General features: G+C 58.6%; 22 protein-coding genes. 16 read left to right on the top strand and 6 right to left on the bottom strand.

Going from position 1 to position 24,284, the window contains the following annotated elements; all coding sequences use genetic code 11:
* Positions 1–19 precede the first annotated feature (19 nt).
* The 9 genes from RGAI101_RS05795 to RGAI101_RS05755 all read left to right on the top strand — a co-directional run bounded on the left by RGAI101_RS05795 (position 20) and on the right by RGAI101_RS05755 (position 11,467).
* Positions 20–1,345, top strand: coding sequence for an ATP-binding protein (locus tag RGAI101_RS05795; protein ID WP_008228954.1), 1,326 nt, complete (start codon positions 20–22; stop codon positions 1,343–1,345).
* 154 nt (positions 1,346–1,499) lie between these two features.
* Positions 1,500–1,910, top strand: a complete 411-nt coding sequence (locus RGAI101_RS05790) for a hypothetical protein (RefSeq protein WP_157044640.1) — start codon at positions 1,500–1,502, stop codon at positions 1,908–1,910.
* Between the two features lie 88 nt (positions 1,911–1,998).
* Positions 1,999–4,194, top strand: coding sequence for an efflux RND transporter periplasmic adaptor subunit (locus tag RGAI101_RS05785; RefSeq protein ID WP_037227499.1), 2,196 nt, complete (start codon positions 1,999–2,001; stop codon positions 4,192–4,194).
* Complete coding sequence (locus RGAI101_RS05780; protein ID WP_008228874.1) at positions 4,191–7,370, top strand: efflux RND transporter permease subunit; 3,180 nt, start codon at positions 4,191–4,193, stop codon at positions 7,368–7,370. Before RGAI101_RS05785 ends, RGAI101_RS05780 begins: the two co-directional genes overlap by 4 nt.
* Before the next feature lie 34 nt (positions 7,371–7,404).
* Entirely contained in the window at positions 7,405–7,749 is a 345-nt protein-coding gene (locus RGAI101_RS05775) for a copper-binding protein (RefSeq protein WP_008225197.1), read from the top strand.
* A gap of 94 nt (positions 7,750–7,843) precedes the next feature.
* Entirely contained in the window at positions 7,844–8,203 is a 360-nt protein-coding gene (locus RGAI101_RS05770; RefSeq protein WP_008226529.1) for a copper resistance CopC family protein, read from the top strand.
* 6 nt (positions 8,204–8,209) lie between these two features.
* Entirely contained in the window at positions 8,210–9,160 is a 951-nt protein-coding gene (locus tag RGAI101_RS05765) for a copper resistance D family protein (protein WP_008226737.1), read from the top strand.
* A gap of 277 nt (positions 9,161–9,437) precedes the next feature.
* Entirely contained in the window at positions 9,438–9,761 is a 324-nt protein-coding gene (locus RGAI101_RS05760; protein ID WP_157044639.1) for a hypothetical protein, read from the top strand.
* A 2-nt stretch (positions 9,762–9,763) separates the two neighbouring features.
* Positions 9,764–11,467: a methyl-accepting chemotaxis protein gene (locus tag RGAI101_RS05755; protein ID WP_037227497.1), complete on the top strand. Its 1,704-nt coding sequence runs from the start codon at positions 9,764–9,766 to the stop codon at positions 11,465–11,467.
* A gap of 414 nt (positions 11,468–11,881) precedes the next feature.
* Here the strand turns inward: RGAI101_RS05755 and RGAI101_RS22115 are convergent, their stop codons facing one another.
* The 6 genes from RGAI101_RS22115 to RGAI101_RS05735 all read right to left on the bottom strand — a co-directional run bounded on the left by RGAI101_RS22115 (position 11,882) and on the right by RGAI101_RS05735 (position 16,352).
* Positions 11,882–12,520: a copper amine oxidase gene (locus RGAI101_RS22115; RefSeq protein ID WP_254655244.1), complete on the bottom strand. Its 639-nt coding sequence runs from the start codon at positions 12,518–12,520 to the stop codon at positions 11,882–11,884.
* Positions 12,439–13,527 carry a copper amine oxidase gene (locus tag RGAI101_RS22110; protein WP_008225900.1) on the bottom strand — a complete coding sequence of 363 codons (1,089 nt, stop codon included), beginning with the start codon at positions 13,525–13,527 and terminating at the stop codon, positions 12,439–12,441. Before RGAI101_RS22110 ends, RGAI101_RS22115 begins: the two co-directional genes overlap by 82 nt.
* A gap of 51 nt (positions 13,528–13,578) precedes the next feature.
* Positions 13,579–13,752: a hypothetical protein gene (locus RGAI101_RS22105; protein WP_008227656.1), complete on the bottom strand. Its 174-nt coding sequence runs from the start codon at positions 13,750–13,752 to the stop codon at positions 13,579–13,581.
* A gap of 138 nt (positions 13,753–13,890) precedes the next feature.
* Entirely contained in the window at positions 13,891–14,694 is an 804-nt protein-coding gene (locus RGAI101_RS05745; protein ID WP_008227328.1) for a carbohydrate ABC transporter permease, read from the bottom strand.
* Between the two features lie 2 nt (positions 14,695–14,696).
* The gene (locus RGAI101_RS05740) at positions 14,697–15,572 is read right to left on the bottom strand and encodes a carbohydrate ABC transporter permease (RefSeq protein WP_008228647.1); all 876 of its coding nucleotides are present in this window, start codon (positions 15,570–15,572) and stop codon (positions 14,697–14,699) included.
* A 21-nt stretch (positions 15,573–15,593) separates the two neighbouring features.
* Entirely contained in the window at positions 15,594–16,352 is a 759-nt protein-coding gene (locus tag RGAI101_RS05735; RefSeq protein WP_008227072.1) for a DeoR/GlpR family DNA-binding transcription regulator, read from the bottom strand.
* Between the two features lie 292 nt (positions 16,353–16,644).
* Here RGAI101_RS05735 and glpD point away from each other — a divergent pair, with 292 nt between their 5' ends.
* The 7 genes from glpD (at position 16,645) to RGAI101_RS05700 (ending at position 24,276) form a co-directional block, all read left to right on the top strand.
* A complete protein-coding gene (gene glpD, locus RGAI101_RS05730) occupies positions 16,645–18,246 on the top strand; it encodes a glycerol-3-phosphate dehydrogenase (RefSeq protein WP_008227718.1) in 1,602 nt (533 codons plus the stop codon).
* Between the two features lie 20 nt (positions 18,247–18,266).
* On the top strand, positions 18,267–19,355 hold the full coding sequence (locus RGAI101_RS05725; protein WP_008229059.1) for an ABC transporter ATP-binding protein: 1,089 nt from the start codon (positions 18,267–18,269) through the stop codon (positions 19,353–19,355).
* A gap of 12 nt (positions 19,356–19,367) precedes the next feature.
* A complete protein-coding gene (locus RGAI101_RS05720; RefSeq protein ID WP_008225738.1) occupies positions 19,368–20,447 on the top strand; it encodes an ABC transporter ATP-binding protein in 1,080 nt (359 codons plus the stop codon).
* 41 nt (positions 20,448–20,488) lie between these two features.
* A complete protein-coding gene (locus RGAI101_RS05715; protein ID WP_008225346.1) occupies positions 20,489–21,361 on the top strand; it encodes a carbohydrate ABC transporter permease in 873 nt (290 codons plus the stop codon).
* On the top strand, positions 21,361–22,200 hold the full coding sequence (locus RGAI101_RS05710) for a carbohydrate ABC transporter permease (RefSeq protein ID WP_008229297.1): 840 nt from the start codon (positions 21,361–21,363) through the stop codon (positions 22,198–22,200). The genes RGAI101_RS05715 and RGAI101_RS05710 overlap by 1 nt, the downstream gene beginning before the upstream one ends.
* A 12-nt stretch (positions 22,201–22,212) precedes the next feature.
* Positions 22,213–22,485, top strand: a complete 273-nt coding sequence (locus tag RGAI101_RS05705; RefSeq protein WP_008225962.1) for a DUF2160 domain-containing protein — start codon at positions 22,213–22,215, stop codon at positions 22,483–22,485.
* Between the two features lie 69 nt (positions 22,486–22,554).
* Positions 22,555–24,276 (top strand): ABC transporter substrate-binding protein, encoded by a 1,722-nt coding sequence (locus tag RGAI101_RS05700; RefSeq protein WP_008228046.1) that lies wholly within the window; start codon positions 22,555–22,557, stop codon positions 24,274–24,276.
* Positions 24,277–24,284 lie beyond the last annotated feature (8 nt).

Below are 24,284 nucleotides of genomic sequence, written 5' to 3'. Positions count from 1 at the left end.
GCTGGTTAAGATCTACCTTATGTTCTTTGTATGGCTCAAACGATATATGCCCCGCGGGATCTATGGGCGCGCCGCGCTTATATTGCTGCTGCCTGTTGTGATCTTGCAACTTGTGGTCACGGTGATCTTTGCGCAGCGTAATTACGAGGGTGTGACCCATCAGATGACCGATACGGTGCTGCGCGAAGTGGCGCTGGTGCTGGACGTCGCGGCGCAGGCCCCGTCGGTCGATCAGATCGCGCCGCTGGTGCGTCAAAACCTGGCCCCGTTGCAGATGCAGGTCACGCCGCTGCCCACTGACGCGGTGCCGCAGGGCAACAAACTGACGTGGTATGATTATTCGGGCCGCGTGATGATCAAACGGTTTCAGGACCGGCTGCCGGGGTTTCAGACCCTTGATCTGATCCAGCCGGGTCGCGTGGAACTGGTGACCCTGACCGATCTCGGGCCGATCCGCATCGGCTTTGACCGCAGGCGGATTTCGGCATCGAATCCGCATCAGCTTTTTGTCTATACATTTGTTTTCGGCTTTCTGATGACGTTGATTTCATTCGTATATCTGCGCAACCAGTTGCGTCCGATCAAGCGACTGGCCCGTGCGGCAGAAGCCTTTGGCCGGGGGCGGCACGTGCCCTACAGTCCCTCGGGGGCCGTCGAGGTGCGTGCGGCGGGGAACGCATTCGTCGACATGCGCGCGCGGATCGAACGGCAGATCGAACAGCGGACCTTGATGCTGTCGGGCGTCAGCCATGACCTGCGCACGCCGCTGACCCGCATGCGGCTAAGCCTTGCGATGCTTGAGGATGACGAGGCCGGGCCGCTGCTGCAGGACGTGGATGACATGCAACGGATGCTGGACGAATTTCTGGACTTTGCCAAAGGTGCTGCCGAAGGCGAGCCTGAAAAGCTGGACCCGCGTGCCTTGATGACAGCTGCCGTGGCCGAAGCGCAGCGGGCAGGGCGCAATGTCACCTTATTGCCCTTTGAGGGCGACGGCACCGGCATGGTCCGCCTGCGCAAGACCGCGTTTCTGCGCGCCGTGGACAACCTGATCTCGAATGCGGTTCGCTACGGTACGCGGGCTGAGGTGTCTGTTTTGCTGACCGACAAGACGCTGCGCGTCCGCGTTGAAGATGATGGCCCCGGTATCCCCGCAGACCGTCGCATCGAAGCCGCGCGCCCCTTTTCCCGGCTGGACCCGTCGCGCAACCAGAACAAGGGCGGCGGTGTCGGGCTGGGGTTGGCGATTGCCACCGATATCGCGCGGGCGCATGGCGGCGTGCTGCGATTGGGGGCGTCGGACACTCTGGGGGGGCTGCGGGCGGATATCGTGATCGCGCGATGACTAAATAACCGGCCACACCTCAAGCGGTTGTCCGGTTTGTCTGCGCTGAAACGGTGGTATGTGCTGCGTGGCCGATGGGGCGCAGCGGACCGCACGAAACGCAATCACGAAGTTCTGACTTGAAACCCGAGCGTTTCGATTGGATTGGTTGCGCATGCAAAGCATTGGCCAAAGATTCGGGAACACGAAAATCGCGAAAGCGATGGCGCTTTTGCTGTTGGTGCTGACGATCTTGCTGCAAGGGGTGGCCAGTTCCGCGTTTGCCGGTGATAATCATGCGCACCATCACGACCATGCAACTGCCGGCGGCGATTGTGACACGCAGGCAGTTCAGATGCACCACACCGGGCATACCGCACCTGAGCACACCACGCAGGACAATGGCAGCAGCTCTAAGAATGTACCGCATTGCACACCGTCCATGTGCTGCTTTCACGAGACGTTCACTGTGACCCAACCGGTCGCAGTCGCCTTGCTTTTGCCGACGCGCCGCGTTTTCGACAGCGGCACGGTGCTGGCCTCAGGCCCTCACACGCCCCAAGACCGTCCCCCACAAATCATCTGATTGATTGCCTTTCGGCGTCGCATATCGCGGCATCGTTTCTATCAATACTTGAAAACGGTCGCATTTTGCGGCCGGGGATCATCTGATCATGCGTGGACGATATTCAGCACTCAGCATTCTTGCCCTTGCGGCGGGCGTGGCGGGCGGCATTTACCTTGAGCGGCTTTACCTGAACCCGACGGATACAGCCGGAACTGGGGAACCCGATATCCTGTATTGGGTTGCCCCGATGGATCCGAATTTCCGGCAGCCCGGTCCGGGCCAGTCGCCGATGGGGATGGATCTGATACCTGTCTATGCAGGTCAGGAACCCTCCGGCGATCCCGCCGAAGTGACGCTGTCGCCCGCTGAAATCAACGCCATCGGCGTGCGCACTGCGATTGCCCGGATGTCCGAGGTGTCCCGCCAGATCGAAACGGTCGGGATCATCGCCTATGACGACCATCTGACAAGCCATGTCCACACCCGCGTTGATGGCTGGATCGAGGCATTGAATGTGCGCGCGGTCGGTGACCGGGTGCGCAAGGGCGATGTTTTGTTCGAGATGTTCTCGCAGGTTATCGGGTCTTCTTCCGGCGATCTGGTGCGCGCGCTTCAGGCTGGCGACCGACGCATCATCGACGCGGCGCGGGGCAAGTTGCAGAGCCTGGGCATGTCCGACGACCAGATCGCCCAGATCGAATCGACCCGCGAGATTGCCCGCAATATCAAGGTTCTGGCCCCCCAGGACGGTGTCGTGATCTCGCTTGAGGCGGCGGACGGGATGTTCCTGCAACCCGGTGTCCGCGCGGTATCGCTGACCGAACTCAACGCCGTCTGGCTGATCGTCGATGTGTTTGAACGTGACATTGCGCGGTTGACTGATGACATGCGCGCCGTCGCGCAGTTTGAACACCTGCAAGGCCGTCGCTTTGAGGGAAAGATCGATTACATCTACCCCGAACTTGATGCAAAGACGCGCACTTTGCCCGTACGTCTGCGGTTCGACAATGCCGAAGGGCTACTGAAGCCCAACATGTTCGGCACTGTCACCCTGACCCCCAACCAGACACGCATGGCCCTGACCGTCCCGACCGAAGCGATCATCCGCACCGGATCTGCCGAACGGGTGATCTTGAAGACCGGCGACGGCACGTTCAAGCCGCGCCTGATCACCACCGGGTTGCGGGACAATTTCGGAACGGGGGGCCCGACCGAGATTGTGCAGGGGCTGGCCCCGGGCGAAGAGGTCGTGGCCTCTGCGCAATTCCTGATCGACAGTGAAAGCGCGCTGAGCGCGGGATTGATGCGCATGGCCCCCACGGATCAGGACCCCGCACGGGGCAGTGGTGAATTGCTGGCGCTGAATGCAGAGACACGCATGGCGACGATCCGGCACGGGGCATTGGACGCGCTGGACTGGCCTGCAATGACCTCGCAATTTCCCGTGCGGGCCGATGTTGCGTTAAACCGTTTGCAGCCGGGCCAGCAGGTCGCCTTTCGCGCGGCGCGCGGTGCGGATGGTCTGCTTGGCCTTATTGAACTTGGCGGTGACGACGGCATCGCGGCCACTGGCACCGGGACTGTTTTGGCCGTTACGACAGATGGCAAGTTGACTGTGTCTCACGATCCGATCCCGGAACTGGGCTGGCCGTCGATGCAGATGGACATGCCGGTCGCGGGGGTTGATGCGGCGCACGTGCCCCTTGATCAGCCCATCGAATTTGATCTGACCAAGGGCGAGGACGGGCTTTTTACCATTGTCGCCGTACGCGGGGATGCAGTGGCTATCAAGACCAAGCCGGTCGCGCAGTCAACCGAACCGACCAAGGCTGCCGCCATCGTGGTTTCGGGCACCATCGACGCCGTTGACCTTGCGACGCGCATGGCCACCATCAGCCACGGTCCGATCAAGGAAATCGGCATGCCGGGCATGACCATGGACTTTGCGCTGGACGCTGCGATTGACCCCGCCGCGCTGGTAACAGGGCGGGATATGACCCTGACATTCGCGCGCCCTGATGGCATGACGATGGTCCTTGCCGCTGCCGCACCCGTGGTCCCGCCGATAGAGGTGATGGGGACGATCAATTCGGTCGATCCCGACAGCCGCATGGCCAATATCACCCACGGCCCGATGATGCAGATCGGTATGCCGGGTATGACGATGGATTTTGCGATTGATCCGTCTGTGGATGCGGAAACCCTGCCCACGGGCGGGGAACAGACCCTGTTGCTGAAACAGAACCCTGACTTTTCAATGACGCTGGTCGGTGTCGCAGCGGCCCCCGAGGTCACCCAATGATCGCGGCGGTCATTCGCCTGTCGCTGGCGAACCGTCTGATCGTTCTGGCCCTTGCAGTGATGATGGCGGTGGTCGGGGTTTGGGCGATCCGCGAAACCCCGGTCGATGCCATTCCGGACCTGTCCGACGTACAGGTCATCGTGCGCACGCCCTACGCCGGGCAGGCCCCGCAGGTGGTCGAGGATCAGGTTACCTATCCTATCGCCACCGCCATGCTGGCCGTGCCGGGGGCCAGCGACGTGCGGGGATTTTCCTTTTTCGGCGACAGCTATGTCTATGTCGTCTTCGAGGATGGCACCGATCTTTACTGGGCGCGGACCCGGGTGCTGGAATATCTGGGCCAGCTCACTGCAAACCTTCCCGAAGGTGTGTCACCCCAGCTTGGGCCGGACGCGACGGGGGTCGGCTGGATCTACCAATACGCCTTGATCGACCGTACGGGCGGACATGATCTGGCCGAACTGCGCACGCTTCAGGACTGGTTCCTGAAATACGAACTGCAAACCGTCGACGGTGTGTCAGAGGTTGCCACGATCGGCGGCATGGTCAAACAGTATCAGGTCGTCGTCGACCCCAACAAACTGCGCGCCTACGATGTGACACTGGCACAGATTCGGCAGGCGGTTCAGGGGGCCAACCGCGAAACCGGCGGCAGCGTTATCGAAATGGGCGAAGCCGAATTCATGGTGCGGTCGACCGGCTATGTCGACGAGATTGCCGATCTGGCCAAGGCCCCGCTGATGGTGAATGCGCGCGGTGCGGCGATCACACTGGCGGACGTTGCCGACATCCGTCTTGGCCCCGAAATGCGGCGCGGTGTGGGCGAATTCGACGGGATCGGCGATGCTGTTGGGGGTGTCGTGATCCTGCGGTGGGGCGGCAATGCACTGGCCACGATCAAGGCGGTCGAAGCCCGGATCGACGATCTGCGCACAAGCCTGCCCGAAGGGGTCGAGATCGTGACGACCTACAACCGGGCGGGCGTGAGCGAGCGCGCGATCGAGAATCTGCAAAACAAACTGACCGAGGAATTCGTCGTCGTCATTTTGGTCTGCGCTGCGTTCCTGCTGCACGTCCGGTCATCGCTGGTGATTTTGCTGTCGCTGCCACTGGGTATCTTTGCCGCTTTCATCATCATGAAATTTCAGGGGGTGAACGCCAATATCATGTCGTTGGGCGGCATCGCCATTGCCATCGGTGCGATGGTGGACGCGGCGATCGTAATGATCGAAGCGATGCACCGGCGGCTTGAGAAGGAAACGCTGACCAACGCGAACCGCTGGCGGATCGTCCGGGAATGTTGCGAGGAAGTCGGCCCTGCGTTGTTCTTCTCGCTGGCCATCATCGCCGTCAGTTTCCTGCCGGTGTTTGTGCTGGAAAGCCAGGAAGGGCGGCTGTTCAAGCCGCTCGCCTTTACCAAGACCTACGCCATGGCGGCGGCTGCGATCCTGTCGGTCACGCTGGTGCCTGTGCTGATGGGCTATTTCGTGCGCGGACGGATCATCCCCGAGCGCAAGAATCCGCTTAACCGCTTGGTGATCTTCGTCTACCGGCCGTTTCTGGATGCCGCCGTCGCGTGGCCATGGGCGACGACTGTGCTGGCGGGGGCGCTGGTGGCCTCGATGTGGTGGCCGCTGCAACGCATCGGGACCGAATTCATGCCCGAACTGAACGAAGGTGATTTTCTTTACATGCCGTCGCTGTACCCCGGCGTGTCTATCGGCAAGGCGCGCGAGGTGCTGCAACAATCCGACCGCCTGATCGCCACCGTGCCAGAGGTGCTGACCGTGCATGGCAAGCTGGGGCGCGCTGACACCGCGACCGATCCGGCCCCGCTGACCATGATCGAGACGACGATCCAGCTGCGGCCCGAAGCCGAATGGCGACCCGGCATGACGATGGAGGACATCCGCAGCGAACTGGACCGCGTCGTGCAGATCCCCGGTGTGACAAACGTCTGGATCCAGCCGATCAAGAACCGCATCGACATGCTGGCCACGGGCATCAAGACCCCTGTGGGGGTCAAGATCTCGGGCGCTGATCTGGGCGTGATCGAACAGATCGGGATCGAGGTAGAGCGCGTGGTCACCGGCATCGACGGCACTGCATCGGCCTATGCGGAACGGCCCATCGGCGGGCGCTTTATCGAGATCAACCCCGACCGCGCGGCGGCCGCCCGCTATATGATGACGGTGCGCGATGTTCAGGACGTGGTGCAGACGGCAATCGGTGGCATGCAGGTGTCGGAATCCGTCGAAGGACTTGAACGGTTTCCGATCAACCTGCGCTATCCGCAGGACTGGCGCAACAGCCCCGAACGGCTGCGCGATTTGCCGGTGGTCACACCGTCGGGCGCGCATATCCCGTTGGGAACACTGGCGGAAATCAAAGTGGTCGATGGCCCTGCGATGATCCGGTCTGAAAATGCGCGGCGCACGGGGTTCGTGTTCATCGACATCAAGGGCCGCGATCTGGGCGGGTATGTCGAACAGGCCCGCACGCGCGTCGCCGAACAGGTCACGCTGCCGACTGGATATTCCATCACGTGGTCGGGTCAATATGAATATATCGAACGCATGCAGGAACGGCTGAAACTGGTGGCCCCCGCGACGCTTTTGATCATCACGCTGATGCTGTTCATGGCCTTCAACCGGGTGATCGAGGTGGCGATCATCCTTGCGGCCCTGCCGGTCGCCTTGGCGGGCGGGGTCTGGTTCTTGTGGTATCTCAGCTTCGACATCTCGGTCGCCGTGCTGGTGGGCTTTATCGCGCTTGCAGGGGTTGCGGTGGAAACGGCGATTGTCATGCTTTTATACCTTAACCTTGCCTGGGAAAAGCGCCGGGCACAGGCTGCGGAGGATGCCCGCAAAATGACCCCGCTGGACGTCGAGGAGGTAGTCTTTGAGGGGGCATTGCTGCGTGTGCGGCCCAAGATCATGACTGTGGCCACGATCTTTGCCGGGCTGATCCCCATCATGTACGGCACCGGCACGGGGTCCGAGATCATGCAGCGGATTGCGGCCCCGATGGTCGGCGGAATGGCCACGGCCACCTTGCTGACGCTTTTTGTCATTCCAGCGATCTTCGTGATCTGGAAGCGGCTGGCCCTGAAACGGGTCAACCGCGAATTGTCGCGCGGGCCCGGCCCGACGGCAGCACCAGTCCCGGCCGAATAGGCCAATGAATTAACCCAACCTGAAAGGACGACTTATGAAAACGCTCTCTTTGACCCTTGTGGCCTTTGGTATGACCGCACCGGTTGCATATGCCCAAATGGACCATTCGACGATGGACCATGCCAAAATGGGAATGACTGACGCGCAGATGGAGGAAGCTGTGCACACGAAGGCCATCGTGAATGCGATCGGTGACGGTACCGCCAACGTCAGCCACGAGCCGATCCCCGAAATCGGCTGGCCTGCGATGACCATGGATATGGCATTGATGCCCGATGCATTGGCGATGGGAGATGTTGCCGCAGGTGATGCCGTCACGCTTATGCTGATCAAAGGCGAAGACGGTATGTTTGCCATCGCCGGCATGATACCCGAATAAGCAAGGACGTGGGCTGGCCAAAGAGGTTGCTTTCTGGCCAGCTTACCGTTGAAATGCCTCGGCCTGCGGGGCCGATGATAAAAAGGATGTTTCGATGAAGCTTTATGTACGACAGATGGCGGCGTTTGCGGTTGCCTTTGGATGTCTTACGGCACCTGCGGAGGCTCACTCCAAAAAGGAAGCCACGCAGCCTGCCGATGGCGCAGTCTTGGCCATGGCCCCTGATCTGATCGGTATGACGTTCACGATGCCACTGCGGGTGACGCTGGTGTCCTTGACGGACCAGACCGGCACCGAACATGCCCTGACGCGCAATGATAACATGCAGCCGGTCAAAAATTTCACGGCTGAACCCGACGACTTGCCACCCGGCGAATACAAGGTTGACTGGCGCGGATTGGCCGGGGACGGGCACCCGATGCAAGGGGCCTTCAGCTTTGAAATTTCGGACTGACAGATCATGCTAGGCACCCTTGCGACTGCCGATATGCTGACATGGCTGTCGATTGGTACCAAGGCGCTGGTCTATGTGACGACGCTGCTGGCGGCGGGCAGTGTGCTAAGCGCCATCTCTCTGAAAACGCTGCCGGAATCCGAAGTGCAAATCCTTAAACGGATCGCCATTTCCTGCGCTGTCTTGGCAGCCGTCCTGTCGGTGTTGCGTCTGCCCCTGCGTGCGAGTTTTCTGATGGGGGGCACCTGGCAGGGGGCTGCCGATCCGATGCTGCTGACGATGGTCGCTGATAGCCCCTTGGGGACCAGCGTGGCGCTGCGTCTTGTGGGTTTGGCGTTGATCTGTGCGATCGTCATCCGTCATTGGTCCGGACAAAGCCTGGCGGTTCTGGGGGCGTGCATTGTCGCAGCCTCATTCATCATGCGTGGTCATGCGCTGGAAGAACCAAGGCTCTTGCTGGCTGTCCTGATCACCTCTCATATCCTGGGCTTGGCGTTCTGGGTCGGTTCGTTTGCGCCGCTCTACCGTCTTGCGGGGCAGCCCGCCGGACAAGGGGCGGGGGCCGGACAAGGGGCGGGGGCCGTAGCGCATGAATTCGGACGCAAAGCGATGGGGGTGGTTGCCGCCTTAACGGTCGCCGGAGGCGTGGCGCTCTGGATTTTGACAGGTGATTTCCTCGGGGCGCTCTACACTCCCTATGGCCAGTTTTTTGCCATCAAACTGGGGTTGTTTCTGGCCGTGCTTGGCCTTGCCGCATGGAACAAGATGCGGCTGACCCCTGAATTGCAGCGCAATGCCCCCGGTGCAGGTGTCAGATTGCGCCAGTCGATCCTGCTCGAGTCGGTTTTTGTGGCTGGGGTCCTGTTGGTGACAGCCGTGCTGACAACGCTCAGCGCACCTGATGCCAGCATTCAAACGTCGGACGTTGGTAAGGTGATTGTTGCCATCTTGCTTTAGCTTTTTATGAGGAACAGGAAATCGCGAACAAGCGGATGTGGGGTGGATTAATGAAGTTCATCAATGCACTGAAATATAATTACTTTTATTCTTTAATCACATGAGTTTTGGATGAGATAACTCAAGGCTTACCGCGCTTTACAGTTCTCTAGACCACCATAATCATAGCTCCCATCTTGGTTGGAAATTGCCTGTTCGGTTAAACTTTTCAGCAATGCCAGCGGCAGTCCTTTGAGGCCTTAACCTAAAGGTAACTCAAGATCGCTTAGGTCAAGCCATGATTAAAACCAGTCTCTGGCTCTGTGCGGCTCTCCTTCTTGCCATGACCATCGGTCCCGTGACATTCGCCATGGCGCAATCGGGCCGTCCGGACGGTGCCGACATATATCTGGTTCTCGAACCCCGCGCATCAGCTGGTCTGACACGCGATCTTGCGCGTGTCGGGGCCAAGGAAATCGGGCCGCTGCGTGCCACTTTCGCCCGGTTGATCACCGCAGTGCCAACCGGACATGCGGATTTACAAAAATCCGGTTATCTAATCATGCCCGCAAGTGCATTGGCCTTGCTCTGCGGGATTAAAATCAAAGAGTCGGTTAGCTAGTGATGGAACAAAAAATGCTGTTTTCAAACATTACCTCGTCACCCGTTCGAATGATATTCTGGACCTCGGCGTTAATGTTCCCCTGCGTCACACTGATCGCTGCCCTTGTTGGAACGGCGATGATTTCGACCGCCGTCGTCTCAACAGTTTTTCTTGCCTTCGGTTTCATGATGGGGCGCAGCCAGTCGAACCTGCTTTCGATTGGTGCTGCCATTGCTTTGATTGGCCAAGCCATCGCGTTTACAAACGCCTTTCAAGGACACCCGTGGCAGATTGACAGCCACATGTTTTTCTTCGCCTTGCTGGCTTGTCTTGTCGCGCTGCGCAGCGTTCCGGCCTTGCTTGTCGGTGCCGTTGTCATCGCCGTGCACCATGCGTCGCTGACGGTGTTCATGCCGTCGCTGGTCTACCCCTCCGGTGGTTTTGCAGAGAATATCGGGCGTACTGCAGTACACGCCGTGATCGTTGTATTCGAGACTGCTGCCTTGGTGATTGCGGTTCTCGAACTTCAGCGTCTGAACAAAGAGATGGAGGTTAAGGCGGATGCGTTGGAGCAAAGCCTGAGACTTTCTGACGCCGCCCGACAGGATGCGCAGGTTTCGCAAACGGAGTCGGAGCGTGCCAAGGAAGATGCACATTCCGCGAAAGAAAAGGCAGAAGCATCACTGGCACGTTTGAACGAAACAGAGGCAAACCGGGTGGGTCTGGAGACAGAAAGACAGAAAAACCAGCAAGTCGAGATGGAAAGAGATCTGGCAAGAACTCAGGAACAAGCGGGCATCGTCGAAGCCCTTCGCATGGGCTTGGCGCAGCTTGAAGCCGGTGATCTAACCACCAGAATTGTCAAGGAATTCCCACCCCAGTACAATGAATTGAAAGAGGGTTTCAACACGGCGGTTCAGTCGCTTGAGGATATGGTTTCCGAAGTCGCGAACAGATCGACGCAGATGGATTTTGAAATTCATGAGATCTCCACATCGACTGATCATCTGGCCAAGCAAACCGAAGAGCAGGCGATGACGCTCACCAATATTTCGAACGCGCTGAAAGATTTGACTAAGACGGTCAACGACAACGTCAGAACGGTTGCCGAAGTGAACACGTCCTCGCAACATGCTCAATCCAGCGCATCGAAAAGCGGTGATGTCGTCTCGGATGCGTCCGTCGCGATGGAGGCCATTCAAAATGGAAGTCAGGAGATTGGCAAGATCATTGAAGTCATCGACTCCATTTCGTTCCAGACAAACTTGCTTGCGCTCAATGCTGGGGTTGAGGCTGCTCGGGCAGGCGAATCCGGGCGCGGTTTCGCCGTTATTGCATCCGAAGTCCGCGCCCTCGCACAAAGATCATCTGAAAGTGCCACGGACATCCGCGCATTGATCAACCGTTCTGAAGCACAAGTCGCCAAAGGGTCCAAAAAGATCGCCGATACGGTGATCGCCCTCAAGGAAGTTGTCACCGCCGTCCTGGGGACTACTTCGAAAATGGATGTAATTGCGCAAAGCAGTCAGACACAGAGCGTGGAGATTTCAACCCTTAACTCCTCAATTTCGGACTTGGGCGCGGCGACCCAACTTAATGCCGCAAAGTTCGAAGAGACGAATGCTGCATGTATCAGCCTCGCCAAAAGCGCGACTGCGCTGCGGGAATTGACCCACCGTTTCCAGACGTCCGAGCCTGAAACCCGGGAAAGCAAGGTTGCGTGATCTCCGAAGCGGGTGGGATTTCGGCGCTTCAATCGGTCCTAAAGACCTTCTTAAAAGCAGTCCAAGAGGCTTGCTGGTGTGATTGAAAGTATTCAACCGCGAGGATCGGAGTGACCTGCGAACCCCCATAGTTGGCGCATTCGTCCGCGCTGGACGTTGAGGCCGCAGGTGGCCTGAGATGTGCTCTGAATGGCTTTAGAAAACTGTGTATATTGAACTGAACTGTTCCCCGTTTACCCACCCAAGGTAAGCGCCCGCAGGATGGTAAGACTGCCGAAAACTTGGCCGATCCCTTGATACTTCAGACAACACTGTTCCGTGCCAGGATCATCGCTGCGGCCAAGGGCGATGACATCCAGCCATTGTATTTTACGGTGTTAGGGTTTCGTGAGGTGGTCAAACTTTCTCATGCGATCAGTCGGCCCCATGACAGCAGGATGAGCCACCGTCTTTGCGCGCGCCATTGGGGTCTTCGGGAACGTCCAGCGTGGGGTTGCGGTCAAAGAAGTTTTCGGGCCGCAGCTTGAAGCCGGCATAGTCCACCGGCATGATCGGCCAGTCTTCACTCCGCGGAAAATGGGTCAGACCGAAAGTGTGCCAGACGACAATGTCCTCATCATCGACAGACCGGTTGCCCGCAGCATAGCTGGGCAGACCCGCGCCGCCTGGATGTTGGTTCGGAGTATAGCCAGCAGCCCAAAGTTCGTCGCGATCAAACTGCGTCACCCAAAGACTATGCGTGGCGAAACCGGCCCGCTTGCGGATCGATGCGGCATCAGCGGCCAGCAAGAGTGGCTGACCTTCGGGGATCAGCACAAAGCCGGTGGCGTCACCGAAACGGTTCTTGCGTTCGTTCGAGCCGATGCGCCAGACGCGCCCCTTGTCATTGGCGGCGTCGCGTTGTGCGTCGGTTTCGGACGTCAGACGGGTGATGGTGCGGGTAAAGGCGTTGCCGACCGGGTTCGTATCGCTCATTGGCAGGCGCTTGACCTCGATCTCGTCCACATGATTGCGCTGGCCGTCGATCGCCACGTCCAGCCGCGCCGAGAACATGTGTTGGTGGATCGGAGCGCCCAGACCCGGTGCCATTTCGGTGGCGAATTCATACGGGCCTTCGGGCCGACGGTCACGAAAAACGACACCACCTGACGGCGCTGGCGGCGCACGGTGCCTTGGCCCGTGAAGAAATCGGTGTGTTTCCACAGCGTGCCAAAGTCTTCTTCGTGGATGCAGATCGCGTTTCTGATCGGGACGGGTTCACAGAAATCGTCGACCACGGTGGCGTCGACATAGTGTATCTTGCCCAGACAGTCACAGCCCAGAACCAGCGATTTTGCCAGACGCCCGAACGTGTATTCTCCCGCGTCAAAGTAATTCTGCCAGTTGTGGTTCGGCGACGGTTCGCCGTAGGGAACGACCATTTCCGACACCGACGCCCGGTTCAGGATCTTGCGGCGCGTGCCTTGGTCGTCAAAGCTGATGTCATGCAGGGTCAACCCCTCGCGCCCATTGAAACCGACGCGGATGTGCCAGTTCTGCCAGGTCAGGACATTGTCTTTGATTTCAAAGCTGGCCCCGTCGGGCTGGGTGATCGTCAACGGTTTCATCGTGTCGCGCATCGGTCCGGTCACTTCAGGGTCCAGATAGTCGCCTGAATCCTGGGGCACATGCAGATAACCCGTGTCGCTAAGCCGCATCACCTTGCGCTCGGTCAGGTTTACATGCGCCACGATCCCGTCGATCGGATGGGCGAACATGCTGTGGGTCTTTTCCTTGGCATGAAAGCTTAGCACGCGGATCATACGTTTTCCGATCTCTTCCGCATGGCCGAAAACCCCCGCTGACAGGGGCGCACAGCACACCTCGTCCAGATTGGTGATGCCACGTTTGGCCATCGCGGCGACATAGGCGGGATCAGCCTTGGCGATGTCGCCGGCGGCAAGGTAGTCTTCGTCCAGTATCGGGCCCCAGCCATCGGTTGCGGGATCCAGGGGGCGATCACGCAGGATGGTGCATGCGGGGATGTCGACAACCATTTCGCGGGCTGTGTTGGCCTGCAAATCGGTTACCAGAACGCCCAGTTCCCGCGGAACCGCATCCCCGATCCGGAATTAGTCAAGCACGCCATGGTCCGGTTCGCGCAGCATGACATAGGCATAGCGCATCTGTGGGCCACCATGTCCAGCCTCGGCAAGGACAGCTTTCAGGGTCTGGATTTCGTGGGCCGTAATCGGATCAAGCGGGTGGCGCACAGTGTTTTCTGCGGTGTCCGGGGATTGCGTCATCAAGGGTCTCCATGCGGTACGGGGGGCGGCCCCTTGGATACTAGCCGCCAAATGATCCGAAGGGACACGGAAATGATCCGCTCGGCAGAAATTCCGCGCGATATTGCTGAAACGCCGGGCGAGGCCCCGCGTGAACCGCTAAATTCTGCCCAGTTTGAAGCCTCGGGACAGGTGATGGCGCATCGAAAAGACCAGCACGGCACCCGGGATCATGGATGCCAATGTCACCGCCATGACCAAGCCGATGTCGGTCTGGAACCCGAACAGGGCGTTGATCGCCATGCTGATCGGCTTGCCGTTGGTGGTTGTCAGGATACGTGCGAAGACCACTTCGACCCAAGAGAACATGAAGCAAAAGAACGCGGTGACCGCGATGCCCGGGGCGATTTGCGGCAACAGGAAGGTCCAGATGAAACGCGGTTTCGAATAGCCGTCCAAAAATGCGGTTTCATCCAGTTCCTTTGGGATTGCAGAAATGAAACTCTGCAAGATCCAGATCGAGATCGGTAGATTGAAAAGGCAATGCGCCAAGGCGATGCCGAACACGGAATTTGAGATGCCGAGCGCGGAAAAAAGCTGGAACACAGGCAATGTCAGCACCACTGGTGGCGTGATCCGAAAGGCAATGAACGCGAAGAACAGGTGTTTGTCCCCCAGAAACGACATCCGTGAAAAGGCATAGGCGGCAGGGATGGCGACCGGAATAGTAATGCAGATGTTGATCAGCACATAGGCGACCGAATTGCCAAAGGCGGACCGCAGGTTGGGGTCGTTCAGGATATTGGCGTAATTTCCCAACGTCAGGCTACCCACGGCGGTGTCCGGGCGGGGCAGGGTGGCGACAAAACTGATGATGGTCATTTGGACAAGCGGCAGGCAGGCAAAGACGATGAAAGCCAGCAGAATGGTCGTCTTTATGAAGGGGAGCGCACGCCGAACCATCCTCAATGGCCTTCGCGCGTTTCGGGCGCGTCAATCTGGTTCTGGCGTTTCATAAATACCCAGGCCACCGTCAAAACGATCAGGAAATACAGCACGGAGCGAGCGGCGGAGGGGCCGTAGTTGAAGGCTTTGATGTCTTCTCCCAGATCGACGGCAAGGAACATCGTCGCACCGTCAGGGCCCCCGGCGTTGATCGGAAACGCTTCGGTGTAAATCATGAAGGAATCCATGAACCGTAACAAGACGGCCATCAGCAGGACATGCTGTAACTTGGGCAGCTGGATGTGGCGGAACACTTGCCAGGGGCCGGCACCGTCGATGTTGGCGGCCTGATAATAGGCGGAAGGGATCGTGGTCAGGGCGGAATAGCACAGGATCACGACAAGGCTGGTCCAGTGCCAGGTGTCCATTGCCAACAGAACCGCCCATGTCTGGACAGCCGAAAGCTTCCAGTCGGTCGTCCAGCCATAGTCCGCCATGATGCGCCCCAGGATGCCGGTGCCGGGGTTCAGAAGGCTTAGCCAAAGGGACGGGATCATGTTCCACGGGACCAGCAGCGGCAACGCAATGCCCGCCAGCGCCAATCCCACCCAGAATTGGTTTCTGGGGATGCACAGCGCGATGGCGATGCCCAAGGGGATCTGGATGCACAGCACCAGCGCCGAAAAAAGCGCGCTGCGCCCGAAGCTGGACCAGAAACGGCCCGATCGTATGATGTCGCCGTACCATTCCGTGCCAACCCAGAACCGCTGGTCCAGAATGAAGATCTCGAAGAATGAGTAATTTATGACAGTGACCAGCGGGATCACCCCGACAAGCCCCAAGAGCAAGGCTGCGGGAAGCACGAAAATCCAGCCGGTGTTGCTGTGATCCTTCATGGGGCGGGCACGCGTCCGGCCCTAGACATTCACGACCTCGGTGCCCCAGCGTTTGCAGTCTTCGATCAGCTTCTTGGGCAGCTTTCCGTCGGTGAAAAGCCGGCTTACATCGCTGAGCGAACAAATCGTGAGGGGGGCCTTGCGGTCGAATTTGTGGTGGTCGGCGACCACCATCACTTTGCGGGACCGCTGGATCGCACTTCGGCTTACCAGAACTTCCTGACCGTCAAAATCCAGAAGGTCACCGTCTTCGTCAATGGCAGAGCACCCCAGCACCGAGAAATCGAACTTGAACTGTTTCACCATCTCGGCGGTCAACCCGCCGACAAGGCCCCCGTCCGCACGGCGCAGGACACCGCCGGTCAGGATGATCTCGCAGCTGTGATTGGCCGCCAGGATATTTGCGATGTTCAGATTGTTTGTCACGACCAACAGGTTTTCATGGTCCAGAAGCTCGCGCGCGACGGCTTCGGTGCTGGTGCCGATGTTCATGAATACCGATGCCCCGTCGGGGATGGATGCCGCACAGGCCACGGCAATCGCCTTCTTGCCGTCTTCGTTCAGGCGTCGCCGTTCGTCATAGACGATATTCACGACACCTGATGGAATGACCGCACCGCCATGCACCCGCGCAAGCCGTCCGGTTTCAGCCAGTTCAGACAGATCGCGCCTGATGGTCTGGACCGTCACGTCATAGCGTTCGGCCAGGCCGTCAACGGTGACTTTGCCCTCTTTGCGGGCAAGTTCCAGTATCTCTTGTTGTCTGAAGTTCGAGACCAAAGCCTTCTCCTTTGGAAGCTGCGGGGACCGCAAGACGATGTTTCACGGGCTGTATTCGGTTACCGAACAATCAACGACTTGGTCCTCCCGTCAAGGGGTCGAATCGCGCGTTTTGCAAGTATTTGCCCAAACGCACCTGTGGGCGAACCGAAAAGAGAATGTAATTCAAGGATATAGCCGAAAGCGAATATATACGAACATTCGTTATTGACCGATCACCTTGCATGGTGCTTAGTACCGAGACGTCGCAGGCAGGGAGGCCGGGACGCAGCAAGGATGCGAGGAGGCGTCATTGACCGAGTGGCAGCATCAGGACGTGATCGACCTTTTCGTCATTGGCGGGGGCATCAACGGATGCGGTATCGCGCGTGACGCTGTAGGCCGTGGTCTGACGGTCGAGCTGGCCGAGATGAACGATCTGGCGTCTGGGACGTCTTCGGCATCGACCAAACTTTTTCACGGTGGTTTGCGGTATCTTGAATACTGGGAAATCCGTCTGGTCCGCGAGGCGTTGATTGAACGCGAAACGCTGCTGCGGGCCATGCCGCACATCAGCTGGCCCATGCGGTTTGTGCTGCCCTATCATCCGGACATGCGGTTCGAGGGCGACACGCCGACGTCAAAGGTGCTGAGCGTTGTGATGCCCTGGATGAAAGGCCGCCGCCCGGCGTGGCTGATCCGGTTCGGGTTGTTTCTTTATGACAATCTCGGGGGCCGTAAGATCCTGAAGGGGATGACCTCCTTGAACCTGCCCGGTTCTCCCGAGGGTGCGCCCTTGCAGGACCGTTTTCAGAAGGCCTATGAGTATTCGGACTGCTGGATTGAAGACAGCCGGTTGGTGGTGCTGAACGCGCGCGACGCCCAAGAGCGGGGCGCGCGGATCAATGTTCGCACCAAGGTGGTGTCCGCCGAACAGGTCGATGGCCTTTGGCATGTCACAGTCGAGGGGCAAGACACCGGTGAACAGCGCGTGATCGTTGCGCGCATGATCGTCAACGCAGGGGGGCCGTGGGTCGAGAATGTCATTCGCAACACCGTGCGGATCAATTCGACCGAAGGCGTGCGGTTGGTCCGGGGCAGCCACATCGTGACGCGCAAGCTTTACGATCATGATAAATGCTATTTCTTTCAGGGCGAAGACGGACGGATCATCTTTACGATCCCCTACGAGACGGATTTTACCCTGATCGGGACAACGGACGCCGATCACGCCGATACAAACGCAAAACCGGTCTGCACCCCGGAAGAACAATCCTATCTTCTGGAATTCGCATCGAAATACCTGAAAAACCCCGTAACCGCCGATGACGTCGTCTGGACGTATTCCGGCGTGCGGCCGCTGTATAACGACGGGGCCAGCTCGGCCACGGCGGCGACGCGCGACTATGTTTTGAAGGTCGACCAATCAGCAGGTGCGCCCATTCTGAATGTGTTCGGTGGCAAGATTACGACCTACCGCAAGCTGGCTGAATCGGCGCTGGAAAAGATCGCGCCATTCTGCCCGACGACAGGCCAGGACTGGACCGCTGGCGTGCCGTTGCCGGGGGGTAATTTTCCGGTCGATGGCGTTGCTGCCCTGAACGACCGGCTGATGGCGCGCTATCCGTTCCTGTCCGAACGCTGGGCCGCGCGGCTTGTCAAAGCCTATGGCATCGAAGCGTTTGACGTTCTGGGCGAGGCCGAAACCAAAGCCGATCTTGGGCAGGATTTCGGTGCCGACCTGACCGAACGAGAAGCCGGTTGGCTGGTTGAAAAGGAATTCGCGCGCAGTGCCGAGGATATCGTCTGGCGCCGGTCCAAACTGGGCCTGAGACTGACAAAGCAGGAAATTGATAGGCTGGACGCATGGCTTGCCGATGCGGCTGCCGTGCCATCTGCACCAAACGCAGTATAAGCTGCGAAGGGAGAAGAGAAATGTCGCTTGTTCTAGAAGGTGTGTCCAAGGTCGTGAACGGCCAGACACATATTCACCCCACCGATCTGGAACTGTCGTCGGGTACGATGAACGTCCTGCTTGGGCCGACGTCATCGGGGAAAACGTCGCTGATGCGCCTGATGGCGGGGCTGGACGTGCCCAACAGCGGCAAGGTGATCTGGAATGGCAAGGACGTCACCGGCATGCGGGTTCAGGACCGCGGTGTGGCGATGGTGTACCAACAGTTCATCAACTACCCGTCGATGACGGTTTATGACAACATCGCCAGCCCCATGCGTCTGCTTGGCCAGACGGCGGACCAGATTGATACGGCGGTGAAAAAGGCCGCTGACCTGATGAAGCTGACCGGTATGCTGGACCGAAAACCGCTTGAACTGTCGGGTGGCCAGCAGCAACGCTGTGCACTGGCGCGCGCCCTCGTAAAAGACGCGGGCCTTGTGTTGCTGGACGAACCGCTTGCCAACCTCGACTATAAATTGCGCGAGGAACTGCGCGCCGAGATCCCGAAGATCTTCGAAGAAGCCGGTTCGATCTTTGTCTATGCAACCACCGAACCGGAAGAGGCGCTTTTGCTGGGGGGCAACACCGCCACGATGTGGGAGGGCAGGGTAACCCAGTTCGGCCAGACCCCGGTCGTTTACCGTCAACCCGTGGATGCGACAACGGCCCGCGTTTTCTCCGACCCGCCGATGAATTTTCTCAAGATCCGCAAATCCGGCGACAGCGTGGTTTTCGGTGACGGTCAGACTGCTGCGGCCACTGGCGCATTGGCACCGCTGGCAGATGGTAACTATCTGGCGGGCTTCCGCCCCAACCATCTGGAGTTGCAAAAACACGCGCCCGATGCGTTGGAATTCAACGGCAAACTGAATGTCACGGAAATCACCGGGTCAGAGACCTTTGTGCATTTGGACCATCATGGCGAAAACTGGGTTGGCCTTGTGCACGGTGTCAAGGACCTCAGGATCGGCACATCGTTGAACGTCTATCTTGACCCCAGACATATCTACATTTTTGCAGAAGACGGCACCTCTGTTGCCGCTGCATCCTATGCAACCGCAGCTTGAGGGAGAGACATCATGGCAAAGATCACCCTTGATAATCTGGCACATTCCTACCTGCCGAACCCGACGCGCGAGGACGACTATGCGTTGAAGGAACTGAACCACGACTGGGCAGATGGCGAAGCTTATGCCCTGCTCGGGTCGTCGGGCTGTGGCAAGTCAACGCTCTTGAACATCATCTCCGGCCTGCTGCACCCCAGCCAGGGCCGCATCCTGTTCAATGACCGCGACGTGACGATGGAACCGACGACGCAGCGCAACATTGCGCAGGTCTTTCAGTTTCCGGTGGTCTACGACACCATGACCGTCCGCGACAATCTGGCCTTTCCACTGCGCAACCGTGGCGCTGACCCGGCCTATATCAAGGACCGCGTGCAGCAGATCGCACAGATGATCGGTATGGAAGAGATGCTGAACCGCAAGGCGCGCGGATTGACCGCCGATGCCAAGCAGAAGATTTCGTTGGGGCGCGGGATGGTCCGCGAGGACGTGAATGCCCTGCTGTTCGATGAACCGCTGACGGTGATCGACCCGCATATGAAGTGGGAATTGCGCACGCAGCTGAAATCCCTGCACCACGAATTCGGCCACACCATGATCTACGTGACCCACGACCAGACCGAGGCACTGACCTTCGCCGACAAGGTGGTGGTGATGTATGATGGCCGCGTCGTGCAGATCGGTACCCCGCAGCAGCTCTTCGAGACGCCGGAACACACGTTCGTCGGCTATTTCATCGGATCGCCCGGCATGAACGTGCTGGACGCGCAGGTGACCGGCGATCAGGCGGTCGTGGCGGGGACGCAGATTTCGCTGGGAAAGGGCTTTGGCACGCCAAAGGGCAAAGTCGAAATCGGCGTGAGGCCCGAATTTACCGCCTTGGCCGCTGGCGACGTGGGTCTGCCCGTGACCATCAAGCGCGTAGAGGACGTCGGCCGCCACAAGATCGTGCGTGCCGATTTCCACGGCACAGAGATCAACGTCATTGCCGCAGAAGGTGAAGGTATCTCGCCCGACATGAACCGGATCGTTTTCGATACCGCAGGCGTAAACGTCTATTCAGACAGCTGGCGTGTCGCGCCGATGGGGGCCTGAGATGACCATCCCTTATCCGACAAAATCAAAAGGAATGCGTGATGAATAAGACCGTCAATCAAAAGGCATGGTTTCTCATTCTTCCCGTGCTTGTGCTTGTTGCCTTCTCGGCGGTCATTCCGCTGATGACGGTGGTGAATTATTCGGTGCAGGATACGTTCGGCAACAACCAGTTCTTCTGGGCCGGGCTTGAGTGGTTCAAGGAACTCATGTCCTCCGAGCGGATGTGGGATGCGTTGGGCCGCCAGATCGCCTTTTCGGCGATTATCCTGTTCATACAGATCCCGCTGGGCGTGTTCGTGGCCCTGAACATGCCGAAGAAAGGGTTCTGGGCTTCGGTCTGTCTGATCCTGATGTCCTTGCCCTTGCTGATCCCGTGGAACGTGGTGGGCACGATCTGGCAGATTTTCGGGCGCGTGGACATTGGCCTTCTGGGCTATACGCTTGATGCAATGGGCGTGGACTACAACTACACCCAGAATTTCTATGCCGCATGGATCACCGTTGTCGTGATGGATGTCTGGCACTGGACATCCTTGGTGGCTCTTCTGGCCTACGCCGGTTTGCAGTCGATCCCGGATGCCTATTACCAAGCCGCCAAGATTGATCAGGCCAGCCGCTGGAAAGTCTTCCGTTTCATCGAATTGCCCAAGATCATGGGGGTCTTGATGATCGCGATCCTGTTGCGGTTCATGGACAGCTTCATGATCTATACCGAACCGTTTGTGGTCACCGGCGGGGGGCCGGGCAATTCGACGACCTTCCTGTCGATCGACCTTGTGAAAATGGCGCTTGGTCAGTTCGATCTGGGACCTGCGGCAGCGTTTTCGATCATGTATTATCTCGTCATCCTGTTGATTTCATATGTCTTCTACACCGTCATGACGAACCTTGATAAAAGGGATGGCCACTGATGTCTGATCTTGCACAAAAGCGCGGCGGGGGCGGTTTTCGGATAAACGGCAGTGCCGTGGTGATGGGGCTGTACCTGCTGTTTCTGCTGCTGCCGATCTACTGGCTGCTCAACATGAGCCTCAAGACCAACACGGAAATCCTGAACGGATTCAGCCTGTGGCCCCAGGACCTGACCCTCGAGAACTACGTGACGATACTGACCGATGCGTCGTGGTACACCGGGTATCTGAACTCGATGGCCTATGTCGTGATGAACGTCGTCATCTCTTTGCTGGTGGCTTTGCCCGCGGCCTATGCGTTCAGCCGCTACACCTTTCTGGGGGACAAGCACCTGTTCTTCTGGCTGCTGACCAACCGGATGGCTCCGCCTGCTGTTTTCGCGCTTCCGTTCTTCCAGCTCTATAGCTCGGTCGGGTTGTTCGACACGCATATCGCGGTGGCGCTGGCGCATTGCCTGTTCAACGTGCCTTTGGCGGTCTGGATCCTCGAAGGGTTCATGCGCGGCGTGCCCAAGGAAATCGACGAGACCGCCTATATCGACGGCTATTCCTTTCCGCGGTTCTTCATCCGCATCTTCACCCCGCTGGTGGCGTCAGGCATCGGCGTCACGGCGTTCTTCCTGTTCATGTTCAGCTGGGTCGAACTGTTGCTGAGCCGCACCCTGACCAGTGTGGACGCCAAACCGATTGCCGCCACCATGACCCGTACCGTGGGGGCCGCGGGCATCGACTGGGGCGTGCTGGCTGCGGCGGGCGTTTTGACAATCCTGCCTGGTGCCTTGGTCATCTATTTTGTTCGCAACTACATCGCCAAGGGTTTTGCCCTTGGGCGCGTATAAGGGAGAAATCTAATGGAATGGATGGCATGGACATGGCCGACCGCCGCCTTTTTCGCACTGATCGCGGTCACGCTGATCACGTTCACGGTGCTTGCAATCAAATTTCCCGAGGTGCCGCGCAATGGTGTTCTAGGGATCGAAACGACGCGGGGTGACAGATTGTTCATCACGCTACTGGGCTCGGCCTTTATCAATCTGGCTTGGCTTGGACTGCTCAGCGCGCCCCAGTGGGGGGCGTTGGTCGTATGCTTTTTCTATGCCGTGGCGGTGTTTCGCTGGGTCTGAGGGAAGGCGAACAGGGCCCGGCGCGCAAGAACCGGGCAACTTGAAACGTTCTATCTAGGGAGGAACAATATGAACTTGCGATTAAAAGGGACCACGGCCATCGGGCTTGCGGCCTGCATGTTTGCAGCACCCGCATTCGCCGACATGGAGGCCGCCAAGGCGTTCTTGGACAGCGAGATCGGTGAACTGTCGGCGCTGACCCGCGCCGAGCAAGAAGCCGAACTGCAATTCTTCATCGACGCGGCACAGCCTTTTGTCGGTATGGAGATCAATGTCGTTTCCGAAACGATCGGGACACATGAATACGAGTCGACAGTGCTTGCGCCTGCGTTTGAAGCCATCACCGGCATCAAGATCACGCATGACCTGATCGGCGAAGGCGATGTTGTTGAAAAGCTGCAAACGCAAATGCAGTCGGGCGAAAACATCTATGACGCCTATATCAACGACTCGGACCTGATTGGCACGCACTGGCGGTACCAGCAGGCGCGCAACCTGACCGACTGGATGTCGGGCGAAGGCGCGGCCGTGACAAACCCCAACCTTGATCTGGAAGACTTCATCGGCCTGTCCTTCACGACCGGTCCCGATGGCAAGGTCTACCAACTGCCCGACCAGCAGTTCGCGAACCTCTACTGGTTCCGCTACGATTGGTTCAACGACGAACAGAACAAGGCCGACTTCAAAGCCAAATACGGCTATGATCTGGGTGTTCCGGTCAACTGGACCGCATATGAGGACATCGCAGAGTTCTTCACCGGCCGCGACCTGTCGCGTCTGGGTGTCGAAGGCGAAGTCTTTGGCAACATGGATTACGGCAAGAAAGACCCGTCGCTGGGTTGGCGTTACACTGACGCGTGGCTGTCCATGGCTGGTGCCGGTGACGTGGGCGAACCGAACGGTCTGCCCGTCGACGAATGGGGTATCCGCGTCAACGAGAAATCACAGCCCGTCGGGTCGTGTGTTGCGCGGGGCGGTGCCACAAACGGGCCAGCGGCTGTTTATGCTGTGACCAAGGCGATCGAATGGCTGGAAAAATATTCCCCGCCAGCCGCAGCCGGTATGACATTCTCCGAAGCGGGGCCAATTCCTGCCCAGGGCAACGTCGCCCAGCAGATGTTCTGGTACACGGCCTTTACCGCAGCATCCGTTGAACCTGATCTGCCCGTGATGAACGAAGACGGCACGCCCAAGTGGCGCATGGCCCCTTCGCCACATGGTGCATATTGGACCGAAGGCACCAAGATCGGCTATCAGGATGCCGGTTCCTGGACGCTGATGGAATCCACACCTGTGGACCGTGCACAAGCCGCGTGGCTTTATGCGCAGTTCGTTACCTCCAAGACTGTGGACGTGAAGAAAAGCCATGTTGGTCTGACATTCATTCGTGAATCCACGATCCAGCACGAAAGCTTTACCGAGCGTGCGCCGAAACTGGGTGGTCTGGTCGAATTCTACCGGTCGCCTGCACGGGTTCAGTGGTCGCCAACCGGCACCAACGTGCCTGACTATCCGAAGCTGGCCCAACTGTGGTGGCAGAACATCGGCGACGCAATGTCCGGTGCGAAAACCCCGCAAGAAGCGCTGGATTCACTTTGCGCAGATCAGGAAAAAGTCTTGATCCGTCTGGAGCGTGCCGGTGTTCAGGGCGAATACGGCCCGGTCATGAACGAAGAGCAGGATCCGGAGTACTGGCTGTCGCAGCCCGGTTCGCCCAAGCCAAAGCTTGAGAACGAAGACGAAGAGCCCGTCACGATTTCCTATGACGAGCTGATCAAATCCTGGCAGTAAGCCATTGA

This window comes from Roseobacter sp. GAI101 (assembly GCF_000156335.1).
In the GTDB taxonomy this organism is placed as follows: domain Bacteria; phylum Pseudomonadota; class Alphaproteobacteria; order Rhodobacterales; family Rhodobacteraceae; genus Sulfitobacter.
This window is presented reverse-complemented; position numbering and strand designations above follow the sequence as displayed.